Source organism: Nitrosomonadales bacterium (genome assembly GCA_016716325.1).
GTDB lineage: Bacteria > Pseudomonadota > Gammaproteobacteria > Burkholderiales > Gallionellaceae > Gallionella.
This window is the reverse complement of the sequence record JADJWO010000001.1, coordinates 569,116-586,090: the sequence shown is the minus strand read 5'-3', so window position 1 is coordinate 586,090 and position 16,975 is coordinate 569,116. Positions and strand designations below refer to the sequence as shown.

Here is a 16,975-nt window from a genome sequence, read left to right as displayed (position 1 = left end):
ACTGCTGACAGCCGATTCGCCCACGCAGCGCGTGGGCGGCAAGGTACTGGACGGCTTTGTGCCGGTGCGCCATGCCGTGCCCATGCTGTCCATCCGCACCGAGACCGACACGGAAGCCAGCGGCGCTTTCAATTTCGATACGCGCGTACGCAATGCTCTAGGCTTGGTGCAGAATAATTCGCCAGAAGCGGATCGGCACCTTCCCTCATTCAGGGGGAAGGCCGGGGTGGGGGGGGAGCAACAAGATAGCCCAGCTTCTACCCCCTCCCTAACCCTCCCCCTGCAAGGGGGAGGGGATGTTTTGCATGACAGGTTGATTGAGGGTGATGCAGGTAAGATCGAATACGCCTGCGAGCTCAAGTTCGACGGCCTGGCCATCAACCTGCGCTACGAGCAAGGCGTGCTGGTGCAAGCCGCCACGCGCGGCGACGGCGAGACCGGCGAGGACGTCACGCAGAACATCCGCACCATCCATTGCATCCCGCTGCGTCTGAAGGATTGTTCCGCAGAGGTGCTGGAAGTGCGCGGCGAGGTGTACATGTCGCGCAAGGACTTCAACCGCTACAACGAAAAGCAGCGCGAGCAGGGTTTGCCCACGCTGGTCAATCCACGCAACGGCGCGGCGGGCACCATCCGCCAGCTCGATCCAAAGTTATCCGCGCAGCGCCCGTTGTCGTTCTTTGCCTACGGACTGGGCGAGGTGCGGGGCTGGACATTGCCCGATACGCACAGCGGCATCCTCGATGCGCTGCAAACATTCGGCCTGCCGGTGTGCGATGAACGTGCAGTGGTGCAAGGCGCGCAGGCACTGGCCGATTTTCATCAGCGCGTTGCGGCAAAGCGCGATGCGCTGCCGTTCGACATCGACGGTGTGGTGTACAAGGTCAACAGTCTTGCGCTGCAAAAGCAGCTGGGCTTCGTTTCGCGCGAACCGCGCTGGGCGGTGGCGCACAAATATCCGGCGGAAGAACAGCTCACCGTGCTGCGTGACATCGAGATACAAGTCGGTCGTACCGGAAAATTGACGCCGGTCGCCAAGCTGGAGCCGGTGTTCGTCGGCGGCACCACCGTTTCCAACGCGACGCTGCACAACGAAGGTGAGATACGCCGCAAAGACGTGCATATCGGCGACACCGTGATCGTGCGCCGTGCGGGTGATGTGATCCCGGAAGTGGTCGGTGTTGTACTTGAACGACGTCCGGCCGACGCAAGATCTTTTGTGATGCCGACCACCTGTCCGGTGTGCGGCAGCCATGCGGTGCGCGAAGAAGGCGAGGCCGATGCACGCTGCAGTGGCGGCCTGTTCTGCGCCGCGCAACGCAAGCAGGCCATCCTGCATTTTGCCAGCCGCCGCATGATGGACATCGAAGGCCTGGGCGACAAATTGGTGGATCAGTTGGTGGACGAGCACATCATCCGTTCCCTGCCCGACCTTTACCGTCTGGATGTGGCGACGCTGGCGAATCTGGATCGCATGGCCGAGAAGAGCGCGCAGAACATCGTCGCGGCGCTGGAGCAGAGCAAGCGCACCACGCTCAACCGCTTCCTGTACGCGCTGGGCATCCGCCATGTAGGCGAGACCACGGCAAAAGACCTGGCGCGCTATTTCGGCAAGCTGGATGCCATCATGCAGGCCGGCGTAGAGCAATTGTTGCAAGTGCCGGACGTGGGGCCGGTGGTGGCGCAGAGCATCGCGGATTTCTTTGCCGAAGCGCACAACCGTGAAGTGGTGCAGCAGTTGCGTGAGCTGGGTGTGCACTGGGAGGAGAACGAGGGTACCGCGCATCTGGTGCTGCCGCTCACCGGAAAGACCTTCGTACTCACCGGCACCCTGCCCACCATGAGCCGCGACGAGGCCAAAGCGAAGCTGGAAGCACTGGGGGCGAAGGTGGCGGGCAGCGTGTCGAAGAAGACCGATTGTGTGGTGGCCGGTGCCGAAGCGGGCAGCAAGCTGGAAAAGGCGCAGGCATTGGATGTACTGGTGTGGGACGAGGCTGCACTGCTGGCGCTGCTGGCAAACCATGGCGAAGGATTCCCGTCATGATGACCGATCAGCGCGCAAGAGAGATATTGGCCGCAGCCGAATTGCTGCACGATGCCGACGCGGTGCAGCACGCCTTGCAACGCGTGGCGCAAGAGATCAACACTGCATTGGCTGGCCAGCATCCGCTGGTGCTGTCAGTGATGGGCGGTGCCGTGGTGTTCAGCGGGCAGTTGTTGCCGTTGCTGGATTTCCCGCTGGATTTCGATTATCTGCATGTGTCTCGCTACGGCAGCGGCAAGCAGGGCGGCGAGTTGCACTGGAAGGTCGCGCCGCGCGAGAATGTGCGCGGCAAGGTCGTACTGGTACTGGACGATATCCTCGATGAAGGCGAAACCATGCAGGCGATCCGGCAGCGCGTGCTGGAACTGGGGGCGACCGCATTCTACTGCGCGGTGTTCGCGGACAAGCGACACGACAGGGAGAAGCCGATCCGTGCGGATTTCGTCGGGATGGAGGTGCCGGACCGTTTCGTGTTCGGCTATGGTATGGATATCAGGGGGGCATGGCGCAACCTGCCCGCCATTTACGCAATGAAAGCTCAGGAAGCAGGAAGTGGGAAGTAGGAAGTGCGGGTGGCTTGCCCACTCGCCACTTGCAACTCCCTGCTCACCATAAGCGGTAAAGAAAGGAAAATTTTATGTTGGCAATCATCGGCGGTCGCGGCCTGACCCAATTGGCGAATCTCGAGATCACCCACCGGCAGGTGATGCGCACGCCGTATGGCGAACCTTCCGGTGCCTTCCTGTTCGGCACGCTCAACGGGCACGAGATGATCTTCCTGGCGCGCCACGGCTACGGTTATACGATCCCGTCGCACCTGGTCAATTACCGCGCCAACCTGTGGGCGCTGCGCGAACAGGGCGTGACGGACGTCATTGCGGTCGCTTCGGTGGGCTGCATCCGCGCCGACCTGAAACCGGGCACGATCGTGCTGCCCGACCAGATCATCGACTACACCCATGGCCGTGACGCCACCTTCTTCGATGCGCGCGATACGCGCTACAGCAATGCCAACTTTGCCCATCCGTACGATCAGGAATTGCGCGAACGCATCCTGAAAAGCGCGCGGATCGCACAGCAGCCCTGCCTGGACGGCGGGGTGTATGCCGCGATACAGGGACCGCGCCTGGACAGCATCGCCGAGGTCAACCGCTACGAACGCGACGGCGCGCACATGATCGGCATGACCGGGATGCCGGAGACCGTGCTGGCGATGGAGTTGCAGTTGAGATATGCCTGCATCGCGGTGGTCACCAACTATGCGGCGGGACGCGGCGACAGCCACGACGGCATCGACATGGAGAGCCTCAACAACACCGCGGGCGCGGCGGTGGAACGGGTGCGCAGCATACTCGAGTGCGTGGTCAATTGCGGCGAAGAAGACGGCAATGGCGGTTAGGCCGGTGCTGCGCATGGGCGATGCGCGCCTGCTGCGGCGCGCCGATCCGGTGAGCCACTTCGACAGCGCGCTGGACGACCTGTTGCGCGACATGCGCGACACCATGCAGGCCATGGACGGGGTCGGGCTGGCCGCGCCGCAGATCGGCGTCAGCCTGCGCGTGGTGATTTTTTCGGTGCAGCAGAACCCGCGCTATCCCGAAGCGGAAAGCGTGCCGGAAACGGTGCTGGTCAATCCGCTCATCACGCCGCTGGACAACGGCATCGAGGAGGACTGGGAAGGCTGCCTGAGCGTGCCGGGGTTGCGCGGTCTGGTGCCGCGCCTCAGCCATATCCGTTATCAGGGTTACGACCAGTTCGGCGCGCTGGTCGACCGCACGGTGACCGGTTTCCACGCGCGCGTGGTGCAGCACGAATGCGACCATCTGGACGGCATCCTGTATCCGATGCGCATCCGCGACATGACGAAATTCGGCTACACGGAAGAGCTGTTCCCGGGCCGCGAATTGCAGGACGAGTGACCATTATCCAGACCACAAGGAGACGAAGATGAACAGAAGGGAATTATTGCTGGGCGGCATGGCGCTGGCGGGTGCGGCAGTCGTGGGGCGCGCGCAGGCCGCCGGACATGCGCACGAACATCACCACGGGGCTCCCGCGAATGCGTCGCTTGCGGCAGCGACATCGGATTGCGTGCAGAAGGGCGAGGTCTGCCTGAGCCATTGTCTGGAATTGCTGGGAAAGGGCGACAGGGACATGGCGGCCTGCGCGCAGAGCGTGAACCAGATGCTGGCGGTGTGCGGCGCATTGCAGCAGCTTGCCAACCAGAATTCGAAACAGACCGCGCGACTGGCGGCCATCGCGATGGACGTGTGCAAACAGTGCGAGGAAGAGTGCAAAAAACACGCCGACAAGCACGAACAGTGCAAGGCTTGCGGGGAAAGCTGTGCGGCATGCTACAAGGAATGCAAGAAGGTCGCCGCCTGACCGGCGGCAGTCGCGAGGCGGACCGGAACGGGCCGGCATCGGTGCGCCCCGGTTCTTTTTGAACCCGGGCAACTTTTCATTGTCCGACCGTTCGCGATCCGCGGGATGGCTGTCCATGGCTCCGCGATCTTCATCCCATTAACCTGCTGCCGATGGCCAATATGCTGGATCAATCCCTCAAACGCTACGCCTACCTATCCATTGCGGCCGCCCTGGCCACCATCCTGCTCAAGGGTGCGGCCTGGTGGATGACCGGTTCGGTCGGTCTGCTGTCGGATGCGCTGGAATCTTTCGTCAATCTTGCCGGCGCGCTGATGGCGCTGGCGATGCTGTCGCTGGCGATGGAGCCGGCGGACGAAGACCATGCGCACGGCCATGGCAAGGCGGAATATTTTTCCAGCGCCTTCGAGGGCTTCCTGATCCTTGTTGCTGCAGCCAGCATCGGCTATGCGGCTATCGATCGGCTGCTCCATCCGCAGGAGATCGAGTCGGTCGGCATCGGCCTGGGCGTGTCGGTGGTGGCCTCGATCATCAATCTCCTTACCGCTCGAACCCTGATGGCGGTAGGGCGCAAGCACCAATCCATCACTCTCGAAGCGGACGCGCACCATCTGCTCACCGACGTGTGGACCTCGGCCGGCGTGATCTGCGGCGTCGCGCTGGTGTGGCTGACCGGCTGGCTGTGGCTGGATCCGGTCATCGCGCTGCTGGTGGCGTTGAACATCGTCTGGACCGGCTGGCAATTGCTGCACCGCTCGGCATCTGGCTTGATGGACGTCTCCATTCCGCAAGAGCAGCTCAAGGCGGTCGAGGCCGTGCTGGATAGCTATCGAGGGCAAGGGCTGGATTTCCATGCCTTGCGCACGCGCCAGGCCGGCATGCGCGCCTTCGTCACGCTGCACGTGATGGTTCCCGGCGCATGGTCGGTGCAGCAGGGCCATGACTGGCTGGAGCGGATCGAGGCCGATATCCGGGGCGTACTGCCCAGGGGGCACGTGACGACCCATCTGGAGCCGATCGAAGATCCTGTATCGCTGTCGGACCAGACGCTGGACCGCAAGAGTTGAGCGGGAGGGTGGCATGGCGGCGAATTCACCGAAAGCGGGTTTCATTGCATTCATCGTTCAAAGGAGATCAAACATGAAATGGCTGGTGGCATTAACACTGCTTGCCGTCGCATCGTCCGCGCAGGCCGATGGCGGCAGGCTGACGGTTCCCGATAACGCAAAATGGAAAGAGGAATGCGGCAGTTGCCACATCGCCTTCCCGCCGAAATTGCTGACAGCGGACGGCTGGCAGAAAATGATGTCCGGACTGGACAAGCACTTCGGCACGAATGCGGAACTGGATGCCGGGGACAACAGGGAAATACTCGATTTCCTGAAACGCCATGCCGGCAGCGGAAGCCGCCATGCCGCGCCCAGTCTGCGCATCAGCGATACGCCGTGGTTCAGGCGCGAACACCGCGAGGTGTCCGCGCAGGCGTGGCGTGATCCAGCGGTGAAGAGCCCGGCGAATTGCGCAGCCTGTCATGTGAATGCGGAACGCGGCGACTGGTCTGAGCGCGGCATCCGCATGCCGAAAGGGTTGCGCGCCGAGGGCGGTGACGACGATGACGATTGAAACTATGCCTTGAACCGTGGCACCCGGGCGGTTACTTCATGCTCGGGTGTACCATTGCCGCCGGGATCACCCAGCGGTCGAAATCTTCCTCCGTGACGTAACCCAGCGCCAGCGCGGCTTCCTTCAAGGTGCTGCCGTCGTGGTGCGCGCGCTTGGCGATCCCGGCGGCACGGTCGTAGCCGATGTGCGGCGTCAATGCGGTCACCAGCATCAGCGAGCGCTCCATCTGCTCCCCGATGCGCGCGTGGTTGGCCTCGATGCCGCGCGCGCAGTGCTCCTCGAAACTCGCCATGCCATCCGCCAGCAGCCGCACGCTCTGCAGGAAGTTGTGCGCGATCATCGGGCGGAACACGTTCAGCTCGAAGTTGCCCGACGCGCCTCCGATGTTGATCGCGACGTCATTGCCGAACACCTGGCAACACAGCATGGTCAGCGCCTCGCACTGGGTCGGATTGACCTTGCCCGGCATGATCGAACTGCCCGGCTCGTTCTCCGGGATGCTGATCTCGCCCAGCCCGGAACGCGGGCCGGAGGCCAGCCAGCGCACGTCGTTGGCGATCTTCATCAGCGCGGCGGCCAGCGTCTTGAGCGCGCCGTGCACCGCGACCAGTTCGTCGTTCGCGGCCAGCGCGGCGAACTTGTTGGCAGCACTCCTGAACGGCAGGCCGCTGCCGCGCGCCAGTTCGGCGGCGACGCGGTCGCCGAATTGCGCATGGGTGTTCAGGCCGGTGCCGACCGCCGTGCCGCCGACCGCCAGTTGGTGCAACGGCCCCAGCACGGCGAGGATCGCCGCTTCCGCATGATGCAACTGCGCGACATAGCCGGAGAATTCCTGTCCCAGCGTCAGCGGGGTGGCATCCTGCAAGTGGGTGCGGCCGATCTTGACGATGCCGTTGAACGCGACCGATTTCTTTTCCAGCGTTGCGCGCAACGCATGCAGCGACGGCAACAGCCGGCGCACGACCGCGGTGACCGCCGCGACATGCATCGCGGTGGGGAAGATGTCGTTGGACGACTGGCCGAGATTCACCTCGTCGTTGGGATGCACCTTGCGCGCCGTGCCGCGCTCGCCACCGAGCAGTTCGGATGCGCGGTTCGCCAGCACTTCGTTCATGTTCATGTTGCTTTGCGTGCCCGAGCCGGTCTGCCATACCGACAGCGCGAACTCCTGCGCATGCTGGCCGGCCAGCACTTCGTCAGCCGCCTGCATGATGGCGGTGACTTTTGCCTCGTCCAATAGTCCCAGATCGCGGTTGACCAGCGCGCAGGCGCGTTTTACTTCGGCCAGCGCGATGACGACCTCGTCCGGCATCTTTTCCGTAGAGATGTGGAAATAGTGCAGCGAGCGCTGCGTCTGGGCGCCCCACAGCCGTTCGGCGGGGACTTCGATCTCGCCGAATGAATCGCGTTCGGTTCTGCTGGTCATGGTATTTCTCCTGTGGATTCAGTGTGACACCAGTTCCTTCAGCACGAACGGCAGGATGCCGCCGTTGCGGTAATAGTCCACCTCGATCGGTGTATCGATGCGCAGCAGCAGGGTGACGCTTTGTGTGCTGCCGTCCTTGCGGGTGACGGTGAGCGTGACGTCCTGTTGCGGCTTGATGTCGCCGGACAGACCGGACAGGGCGAAGGTCTCGTCACCGGTCAGGTTCAGGCTGGCCATGCTGTCGCTGCCTTTGAACTGCAAAGGCAACACGCCCATGCCCACCAGGTTGCTGCGGTGGATGCGCTCGTAGCTCTTGGCGATCACGGCTTTCACACCCAGCAGTTGTGTGCCTTTGGCTGCCCAGTCGCGGGAAGAGCCCGTGCCGTATTCTTCACCGGCGAAGATCACGGTCGGTGTGCCGTCGGCGATGTGCTTCATCGCGGCGTCGTAGATGGCCATCTGTTCGCCGTTGTACAGCGTGTAGCCACCTTCGGTGCGGCTGCCGTCCGCATTCGGCGGCAGCATCAGGTTCTTTACGCGCACGTTGGCGAAGGTGCCGCGCATCATCACCTCGTGGTTGCCGCGACGCGAGCCGTAGCTGTTGAAGTCCTTCACCGCCACCCCCTTGCCTTGCAGGTACTGGCCAGCGGGCGTGGTGGGCTTGAAGCTGCCTGCCGGGCTGATGTGGTCGGTGGTGACGGAATCGCCGAACAGGGCCAATGCTTTCGCGCCCTTGATGTCGTGGAGGGTTTGAGCCTCGCGCAGCGAGCCGTTTGCCCCCTCGCCCGCTTGCGGGAGAGGGTTGGGGAGAGGGTAGTTATCGAAGAACGGCGGACGCGCGATGTAGGTGGAATCGTCCCACTGGTACAGGTCGCCGGTGGGCGCCTGGATGGCGTTCCACAGCGGCAGGTCGCGGGTCAGGTCGCTATACAACTTCTGGTACACCGCCGGATCGGAAGCGAATTTCATCACGGTCTGCACTTCGGCGCTGTTGGGCCAGATGTCTTTCAGATATACCGGCTGACCATCTTTGCCTGTACCCAGCGGCTCGCTATCCAGATCGATGTTCATCTTGCCTGCGATCGCGTAGGCGACCACCAGCGGCGGCGAGGCGAGGAAGTTGGCCTTCAGGTTGGGGTGGATGCGCGCCTCGAAGTTGCGGTTGCCGGACAGCACGGCAGCACAGATCAAATTGTTGTCGGTGATGGTCTTGTCGATGTCTTCGCGCAGCGGGCCGGCATTGCCGATACAAGTGGTGCAACCGTAGGCGGCCAGACCGAAGCCCAGTGTGGTCAACGGTTCCAGCAGACCGGCATTGGTCAGATATTCGGTCACCACGCGCGAACCGGGTGCCAGCGTGGTCTTGATGTGCGGTGCGACAGTCAGGCCTTTGGCAACGGCTTTTTTCGCCAGCAGGCCGGCAGCCAGCAGCACGCCGGGGTTGGAGGTGTTGGTGCAGCTCGTGATCGCGGCGATCAGCACGTCGCCGTTGCCGATCTCCAAACCATCCTTGCCGGTCGCGTAGCGCTTGCTCAGCTTGTCGGCGGGCTGGTTGAAGCCGTTCTCGGCGATGGGCTTGCTGAACAGGGTGTTGAAGGTGTCTTTCATCGCGGGCAGGGTGATGCGGTCTTGCGGGCGCTTGGGGCCGGCCAGCGAGGGAGCTATGCTGGCGAGGTCGAGTTCCACCACGCTGCTGTAGTCGATGCTGCCCGCGGCGGGAATACCGAACAGACCTTGCGCCTTGAAGTAGGACTCGAAAGCATCCACCTCATCGGCGGTGCGGCCGGTGTTCTTCATGAACTGCACGGTCACATCATCGACCGGGAAGAAGCCCATGGTCGCGCCGTATTCGGGTGCCATATTCGCAATCGTGGCACGGTCAGGCAGGGTGAGGGCGGAGGTGCCTTCGCCGAAGAACTCGACGAACTTGCCGACCACCTTGTGCTTGCGCATCAGTTCGGTGACGGTCAAAACTAAATCCGTAGCGGTCACGCCTTCGCGCAGCTTGCCCTTCAGGTTCACGCCGACCACGTCCGGCGTCAGGAAGTACACCGGCTGGCCCAGCATGCCGGCTTCCGCCTCGATGCCGCCCACGCCCCAGCCGACCACGCCGATACCGTTGATCATGGTGGTGTGGCTGTCCGTGCCGACCAGTGTGTCGGGATAGGTCACGCCATCTTTTTGCAGTACGCCGCGCGCCAGATATTCCAGGTTCACTTGATGCACGATGCCGATGCCGGGTGGCACGACTTTGAAAGTGTCGAACGCCTGCATGCCCCATTTCATGAAGCGGTAGCGCTCGGTGTTGCGCTCGAATTCCATCTCCATATTGATCTTGAGCGCGTTCGGGTTGTTGTAGCTGTCGATCTGCACCGAGTGGTCGACGACGAGGTTAACAGGTACCAGCGGCTCGATGACTTTCGGGTCCTTGCCCTGTTTGGCGGCGGCGTCGCGCATGGCGGCGAGGTCGGCCAGCAGCGGTACGCCGGTGAAGTCTTGCAGCACGATGCGGGCGACGACGAAGGGGATCTCTTCGGTGCGCGGCGCATTCGGCTTCCAGTTCGCCAGTTCTTTCACATGCTGTTCGGTCACCTTCTTGCCGTCGCAGTTGCGCAGGACAGACTCCAGCACGATGCGGATGGAGACCGGCAGGCGCGAGATGTTGCCGACCCCGGCTTTTTCCAGCGCGGGCAGGGAATACAGCGTGGCTTGTTTGCCGCTGGCAAGGTTGAACGATAGGCGGCTGTTGAACAGGTTGTGCGACATGGGGGGGCTCCGGATAACGAACGATATTTAGGGCGTAATTATAACCAGACGAGGTGTCGCCGTCGGGGCTTTGCAGAAGTGTTGTCCGGACAGCGATGGAATCGCCACATTCGGGCGGCTCTTTGGACTTATTTTTCATACGGTTTTGGGGTAGCATGCGACATGTTTTTCCGCACAATGGTTTCATGACTATCACCTGGGATATTCCGCTGATTTTCCTGTCCGTGCTGATCGCGATGGTCGGCTCGTTCACGGCGCTGACCCACGCGCAACGCATGCGCCAGAGCAGCGGCCGTCAGGTATGGTCATGGATGCTGGCCGGAAGCGTCACGCTGGGCATGGCGATCTGGTCGATGCATTTCATCGGCATGCTGGCGTTCCACTTGCCGATCCCGATCGGCTACGACCTGCCACTGACCGTCTTGTCCGCGTTGCCGGCGATCGCCGCCGCGCTGCTCGGTTTCTATGTGCTGCAAGCCCATGTCATCAGCAGACAACGCATCGCGATCAGCGGCCTGCTGATGGGCATCGGCATCAGCGTCATGCACTACACCGGCATGGCGGCCCTGAAGATGTTCCCGCCGATCCGTTACGATCCGTTCATCTTCACCCTGTCCATCGTGATCGCGGTCTGCGCGGCCTGGGGGGCGCTGCTGATGATGTATCAGGGCGAACGGGTCAGGCTGTCCGCCGTGCCGCGCTTCATGCTGGGCGGCGCGATCATGGGCGTGGCGATCTCCGGCATGCATTACACCGCGATGCTCGGCGTGGACATCCAGCCCGGCAGCCTGTGCATGGCCGACACGCTGACGCGCATCGAACCCCACATCCTCGCCATGATGGTCTCGGTCATCTCGTTGCTCTGGTTCGGCGGAGGCATCCTCGCGACCTTGTTCGACCAGCGCATGGCGCATCAGCATGCCGGCATGCTGGAACAGTTGAGGACGGCGCATGCCGATCTGGAGCAGACCTCCGGGCAAAAGGCGATGGAGATGACGCAGTCGTTGCGGGAGAGCGAGGAGCGTATGCGACTGCTGCTGGAATCGGTCGCCGAAGGCATCTACGGCGTGGATACCGACGGGCGCTGCACGTTCATCAATCCATCCGCATTGCGGATGCTCGGCTATGAACACGCATCCGAATTCATCGGTCAGTCGGTGCACCGGATGATCCATCACACCCGCGCGGACGGCAAGCCCTGTCCCGTCGAAGAGTGCGGCATGTTCCATGCCTTGCGCGCGAACACCGAGGTGAGCGGCGACGACGAGACGTTCTGGCGCAAGGACGGCAGTCCGTTCTCCGTGGAATACTGGTCGCACCCGATGCGCCGCGACGGCGTGCTGAGCGGTGCGGTGGTCACCTTCTTCGACATCACCGAACGCAAGCGGATGGAGCAGCAGCTTGCGCAGAGCGAGCTGGAGTTGCGCGCCATCGTCGAGGCCGAGCCGGAATGCGTGAAGCTGCTGGCCGCCGACGGGACGGTGCTGAAGATGAATCCGGCGGGGTTGGCGATGCTCGAGGCGGATACGCCGGAGCAGATCGTCGGGCAGAAGGCGCAGGGGCTGCTGGCGCCCGGTTCGCATGACGATTTCGTGGCGCTGATGCAGCGCGTGTTCGCCGGAGAGTCCGCGCAGTTGCAGTTCGAGGTCATCGGGCTGAAAGGCACACACCGCTGGCTGGAAACCAACGCGGTGCCGATGCGCGACATAAACGGCAGGATCTACGCGACGCTGGGGGTGACGCGCGACATCACCGAGCGCAAACGGTCGGAAGAGGTCATACGCAACAGCGAAAGCAAGCTGCGCATGCTGATGGACAATGCCGCGGACGCGGTGTTCGTCGCGGATGCCGAGACGGAACACTGGGCTTACACGAATGACCGTGCCGCCGCGATGCTGGGCTACAGCCGCGAGGAATTGGCCGGGATGGGAATGTACGATCTCGTTCCGCCGGACTTTCGCGAGACGTACCGGCAGAGTTTCCGCGAGGCTGCATCGCAGGGCGCGGGCAAGGTCTGGAATTACGAGATCAGGCTGATACGGAAAGACGGCAGCCGGGTGCCGATCGAGCTGAACATGGTGAAACTGCCGGACGGGAATCTCTACGGTTCCTGCCGCGACATCACCGAGCGCAAGCGCATCGAGCAGGAATTGCGGGTCGCGGCCACCGCTTTCGAGGCGCAGGAAGGCATGCTCATCACCGATGCGAATGCCGTCATCCTGCGCGTCAACCGGACCTTTTCCAGGCTGACCGGCTACAGCAACGAGGAGGTGATGGGGAAAAAACCATCCGTACTCAAATCGGGGCGGCAGGACAAGGAGTTCTACCGTGCCATGTGGGACTCTCTGCAGCGCAATCGTTACTGGGAAGGCGAGGTCTGGAACCGGCGCAAGAACGGCGAGATATATCCCGAGTGGCTGGTCGTCAGCGGCGTCACCACCCCGTCGGGGAAGGTCACCCATTATGTGGGTTCGTTCACCGATATCACCGAGCGCAAGGTGGCGGAAGCGGAGATCCATCGCATGGCGTTCTTCGATCCGCTGACCGGTCTGCCGAACCGCCGCCTGTTGCTCGACCGCCTCGAGCACGCGCAAGCGTCCGGTGCGCGCAGCGGCATCTACGGGGCAATCATGTTCCTCGACCTCGACAACTTCAAGACGCTCAACGATACCCAGGGGCACGATGTCGGCGACCAGCTGCTGGGCGAAGTGGCGCGGCGCCTGACCGCCTGCGTGCGTGCGGGCGATACCGTGGCGCGACTGGGTGGGGACGAGTTCGTGGTGATCCTGGAGGAATTGAGCGATGCGGAGCCGGAGGCCGCCTCGCTGGCCGAAGCGGTCGCGGAGAAGATATTGACGCTGTTCGGCCAACCGTATTTGCTCGGCGACTACGAGTACCGCTGTACGTCGAGCATCGGCGTCACCCTGTTCAACGATGGCTCCGAGAGCGCCGACGAACTGCTCAAGCGTGCCGACGTGGCCATGTACCAGGCCAAGGAAGCCGGGCGCAACGCCATCCGCTTCTTCGATCCCGCGATGCAGCAGGCGGTCATGGCGCGTGCCTCGCTGGAGACCGAGCTGCGGCGTGCCGTGGAAGAAGGACAGATGCGGTTGCACTATCAGGCGCAGGTGAATCCGGAGCGCAGGATCATCGGCGCCGAGGTGTTGCTGTCCTGGCAGCATCCCGTGCGCGGGTTGGTTCCGACGGAACAGTTCATCGGCATCGCCGAAGAGACCGGATTGATCCAGCCTATCGGGCAATGGGTGCTGGAGAGCGCGTGCAGGCAACTCAAGCGCTGGGAGAACGATCCATTGACCCGCGATCTGAAGCTTGCCGTCAACGTCAGCGCCCGGCAATTCAGGCGGACGGATTTCGTGGACCTGGTGCGGGAGGCGCTGGACAACAGTGGCGCCAATCCCCTGTACCTGAAGCTGGAGCTGACCGAGAGCCTGCTGCTCGACGATCTGGACGATGTGGTGGAGAAGATCAGCACCCTGAAGGAGATCGGGATCGGTTTCGCGCTGGACGATTTCGGCACCGGCTATTCCTCGCTGCAATATCTCAAGCGACTGCCGCTGGACCAGATCAAGATCGACCAGTCGTTCGTGCGCGACATCATCGGCGACCATGGCGACAGGGTGATGGTGCTGACCATGGTGGACATGGGCATGAACTTCGAGGTGGACGTGATCGCTGAAGGGGTCGAGACCGAGGCGCAGTTCAACTTGCTGAAGCGCTATGGCTGCGGCAGTTTCCAGGGATACCTGTTCGGCAGGCCGCTCCCTGTCGATGAATTCGAGGACGCCTTGCGCGGGCAGGCGAGATGACAGTCCGCCTGCATCGTGGTCTTGCTTCCGCGTTCCTGCTGATCGCGTGCCTTGCCTGCGCCGGATGGGCGGGGGCGGCGGAACGCGAGGTGCGCATCGGCGTGCTGTCGTCCGGTACGCTTGCCCAGACCCGGCAGCAATGGCAGCCGACCGCCGATTACCTGGGCCGTGCCGTGCCGGGCCATCGTTTCATCATCGTGCCGATGTTCTTCCCGGAGCTGGATGCGGCGGTCGATGCCGGCAAGCTGGAGTTCGTGCTGACCAGTCCCGAGCATTATGTCCGCTTTCACGCCGATCATGGCATGGACGCGCTGGCCACGCTGATGCCTTATGCGGGGGAGCACCCGGTCAACCGCTTCGGCGGGGTGATCTTCACCCGCGCCGACAGCAAAATCCGGGAACTGGCCGAACTACGCGGCAAGAAGGTATCGGCGGTCGGCGAGAACTCATTCGGCGGCCAGTTCGTCCAGCGCTGGACGTTGATCCAGTGGGGGGTCGGCATCCACGAGTTCGCCGGGATGCGTTATACCGGGGTCCCGCACGATCGGGTGGTGTCCGAGGTGCTGTCGGGCAGGGCGGATGCCGGGTTCGTGCGCACCGGCATCCTCGAGCGCATGGCACGCGAGGGCGCCATCCGGCTGGATCAGCTCAGGGTGCTGAACCGGCAGCCCGAAGAGACGTTCCCGCAACTGCTTTCCACCGACCTGTATCCGGAATGGCCGTTCGCCGCGCTGGCCAAGGTGCCTTTCAGCCTGAGCAAGGAAGTGAAACAGGCGCTGTTGGCCATCGGCGAGCAGGACGAGGCGGCACGCAGAGGCGGCTATTACGGTTTTACGCCGCCCGGCGATTATGCGCCGGTCGAGGCGGTGATGATGCGCCTGCATCTGCATCCCGGGCACGGCGGGGATTTCGACTGGCTCGATGTCTACGAAAAATACACCGTATCCATCCTGGGCGGTTTGGCCGCCTTGTTGGCGGCGGTTCTTCTTGCCGTCTTCTACCTGTGGAACACCAACCGCAATTTGCGCCGCCTGTACGGGGAGCGCGACCATCTGGCGCTGGAACTGATCACCGCCAATGCCTTGCTGGAAGAAAAGGTCAGCCGACGCACCAGTCAGTTGCAGGACTCCCGGGAAGAACTGCAACGCCTGCTCGATTCGATGGCGGAAGGCACTTTCGGCGTGGACGGGCAGTGTAATTTCAGCTTCGTCAACGCGGCCTTCCTGCGCATGCTGGGTTTTGCGGACGCCGCCGAGGTGCTCGGCAAACCGGTCCACGGGCTGATCCACCATTCCCGTGCGGATGGCAGCCCATGTCCGGAGGGCGAATGCCAGTTGACCCAGGCGCTCCGGAACGGGCGGGAACTGCATTGCGATGAGGAGGTGTTCTGGCGCAAGGACGGCAGCTGCATCCCGGTGGAATATTGGGGGCATCCCGTCATCAAGGGGGGCGTCGCGATCGGCGCGGTCGTGACCTTCATGGATATCACCGAGCGCAAAAAAGCGGAGCAGGAGATCTATGCTCTTGCTTTCCACGATGCGCTCACGCAACTGCCCAACCGCCGGCTGTTGATCGACCGTCTCGGCAAGGCGATGGCAGCCTCCGTGCGCAACCGGAACCACGGCGCGCTGATGTTCCTCGATCTGGATTACTTCAAGAAGCTCAATGACGTGCATGGCCATGATTTTGGCGATCTGCTGCTGGTCGAAGTGGCGCGGCGCATCACCGGATGCCTGCGCGAGCAGGACAGCGCGGCGCGTTTCGGCGGTGACGAGTTCGTCATCCTGCTCGACGATCTCAGTGTGTACCCTGCCGAAGCGGCACACCAGGCAGGGATCGTGGCGGAAAAGGTGCGCGCCACCCTTGCGCGGCCTTATGTCCTGTCGCGTGATGCGGAATCCGCCGACGGCGAAACAATCGAGCATTTCTGTTCTTCCAGCATCGGCGTCACCGTGTTCTGCGGCAACGAGGAAGGTGAAGACGAGTTGCTCAAACGAACCGATCTGGCGATGTATCAGGCGAAGAATGCAGGGCGCAACGCCATCCGTTTCTTCGATCCGGCGATGCAGGCGGCCATCGAGGAGCGCGCGACGCTTGAGGCGGACCTGAGGCGGGCGCTGGAGCAGCAGCAGTTCAGGCTGCATTACCAGATACAGGTGGATTGTTCGCGCCAACCCCAGGGGGCGGAGGTGTTGCTGCGCTGGGAACACCCGCAGCGCGGGCTGCTGATGCCGGCCGACTTTGTCCCGCTGGCCGAGGAGAACGGCATGATCGTGCAGATCGGGCAATGGGTGCTGGATGCCGCCTGCGCGCAGCTCAGGGCCTGGCATGCCGATCCGCGGCTGCGCGACCTGCAGCTGGCGGTCAACGTGAGTCCCCGGCAGTTCCACCAGCCGGATTTCGTCTGGCAGGTGCAGGAGACCCTGGAACGCCATGGCGTCAACCCGCTGCTGCTCAAGCTGGAACTGACCGAGAGCATGGTGCTGGAGAACGTCGAGGACAACATCGCCAAGATGGTTGCCCTGAAGGAAGTGGGCGTGAGATTCTCGCTGGACGATTTCGGCACGGGCTATTCCTCGCTGTCCTACCTGAAGCGGCTGCCGCTGGACCAGATCAAGATCGACCAGTCGTTCGTGCGCGACATCGCCAGCGACCAGGGCGACAAGGTGATGGTGCTGACCATGGTGGACATGGGGATGAACTTCGAGGTGGACGTGATCGCGGAAGGGGTCGAGACCGAGGAGCAGTTCAACCTGCTGAAGCGCTATGGCTGCAGCAGCTTCCAGGGATACCTGTTCAATGCGGCGCTGCCGGTCGTGATGTTCGAAGCATCGGTACTCGACGCGATGCATGAGTCCGGCTGCGCCGGTTCGTGTTGAGCACGGTACGCTACAATGCACGTCT

At 62.9% G+C, this 16,975-nt stretch carries 11 protein-coding genes; 9 read left to right on the top strand and 2 right to left on the bottom strand.

The window, feature by feature from the left end:
- Nucleotides 1–82 precede the first annotated feature (82 nt).
- The 7 genes from ligA to IPM27_02650 all read left to right on the top strand — a co-directional run bounded on the left by ligA (nt 83) and on the right by IPM27_02650 (nt 6,052).
- Nucleotides 83–2,044: an NAD-dependent DNA ligase LigA gene (ligA, locus tag IPM27_02680; protein ID MBK9160464.1), complete on the top strand. Its 1,962-nt coding sequence runs from the start codon at nt 83–85 to the stop codon at nt 2,042–2,044.
- On the top strand, nt 2,041–2,607 hold the full coding sequence (locus tag IPM27_02675) for a hypoxanthine-guanine phosphoribosyltransferase (GenBank protein ID MBK9160463.1): 567 nt from the start codon (nt 2,041–2,043) through the stop codon (nt 2,605–2,607). The genes ligA and IPM27_02675 overlap by 4 nt, the downstream gene beginning before the upstream one ends.
- Nucleotides 2,608–2,681: 74 nt before the next feature.
- The gene (locus tag IPM27_02670; GenBank protein ID MBK9160462.1) at nt 2,682–3,443 is read left to right on the top strand and encodes an S-methyl-5'-thioinosine phosphorylase; all 762 of its coding nucleotides are present in this window, start codon (nt 2,682–2,684) and stop codon (nt 3,441–3,443) included.
- Nucleotides 3,433–3,963 (top strand): peptide deformylase, encoded by a 531-nt coding sequence (locus IPM27_02665; protein MBK9160461.1) that lies wholly within the window; start codon nt 3,433–3,435, stop codon nt 3,961–3,963. Before IPM27_02670 ends, IPM27_02665 begins: the two co-directional genes overlap by 11 nt.
- A gap of 28 nt (nt 3,964–3,991) precedes the next feature.
- Entirely contained in the window at nt 3,992–4,429 is a 438-nt protein-coding gene (locus tag IPM27_02660) for a four-helix bundle copper-binding protein (protein ID MBK9160460.1), read from the top strand.
- A gap of 161 nt (nt 4,430–4,590) precedes the next feature.
- Nucleotides 4,591–5,496 carry a cation transporter gene (locus tag IPM27_02655; protein ID MBK9160459.1) on the top strand — a complete coding sequence of 302 codons (906 nt, stop codon included), beginning with the start codon at nt 4,591–4,593 and terminating at the stop codon, nt 5,494–5,496.
- A gap of 73 nt (nt 5,497–5,569) precedes the next feature.
- Nucleotides 5,570–6,052: a diheme cytochrome c gene (locus tag IPM27_02650; protein MBK9160458.1), complete on the top strand. Its 483-nt coding sequence runs from the start codon at nt 5,570–5,572 to the stop codon at nt 6,050–6,052.
- A 31-nt stretch (nt 6,053–6,083) separates the two neighbouring features.
- Here the strand turns inward: IPM27_02650 and fumC are convergent, their stop codons facing one another.
- Both fumC and acnA read right to left on the bottom strand, forming a co-directional pair.
- Complete coding sequence (gene fumC / locus IPM27_02645; GenBank protein MBK9160457.1) at nt 6,084–7,478, bottom strand: class II fumarate hydratase; 1,395 nt, start codon at nt 7,476–7,478, stop codon at nt 6,084–6,086.
- 18 nt (nt 7,479–7,496) lie between these two features.
- Nucleotides 7,497–10,244: an aconitate hydratase AcnA gene (gene acnA, locus IPM27_02640; GenBank protein ID MBK9160456.1), complete on the bottom strand. Its 2,748-nt coding sequence runs from the start codon at nt 10,242–10,244 to the stop codon at nt 7,497–7,499.
- 185 nt (nt 10,245–10,429) lie between these two features.
- On the opposite strand from acnA, the gene IPM27_02635 reads away from it, so the two are divergent.
- Both IPM27_02635 and IPM27_02630 read left to right on the top strand, forming a co-directional pair.
- The gene (locus IPM27_02635) at nt 10,430–14,071 is read left to right on the top strand and encodes a PAS domain S-box protein (GenBank protein ID MBK9160455.1); all 3,642 of its coding nucleotides are present in this window, start codon (nt 10,430–10,432) and stop codon (nt 14,069–14,071) included.
- Nucleotides 14,068–16,950, top strand: coding sequence for an EAL domain-containing protein (locus IPM27_02630; protein ID MBK9160454.1), 2,883 nt, complete (start codon nt 14,068–14,070; stop codon nt 16,948–16,950). Before IPM27_02635 ends, IPM27_02630 begins: the two co-directional genes overlap by 4 nt.
- Nucleotides 16,951–16,975 lie beyond the last annotated feature (25 nt).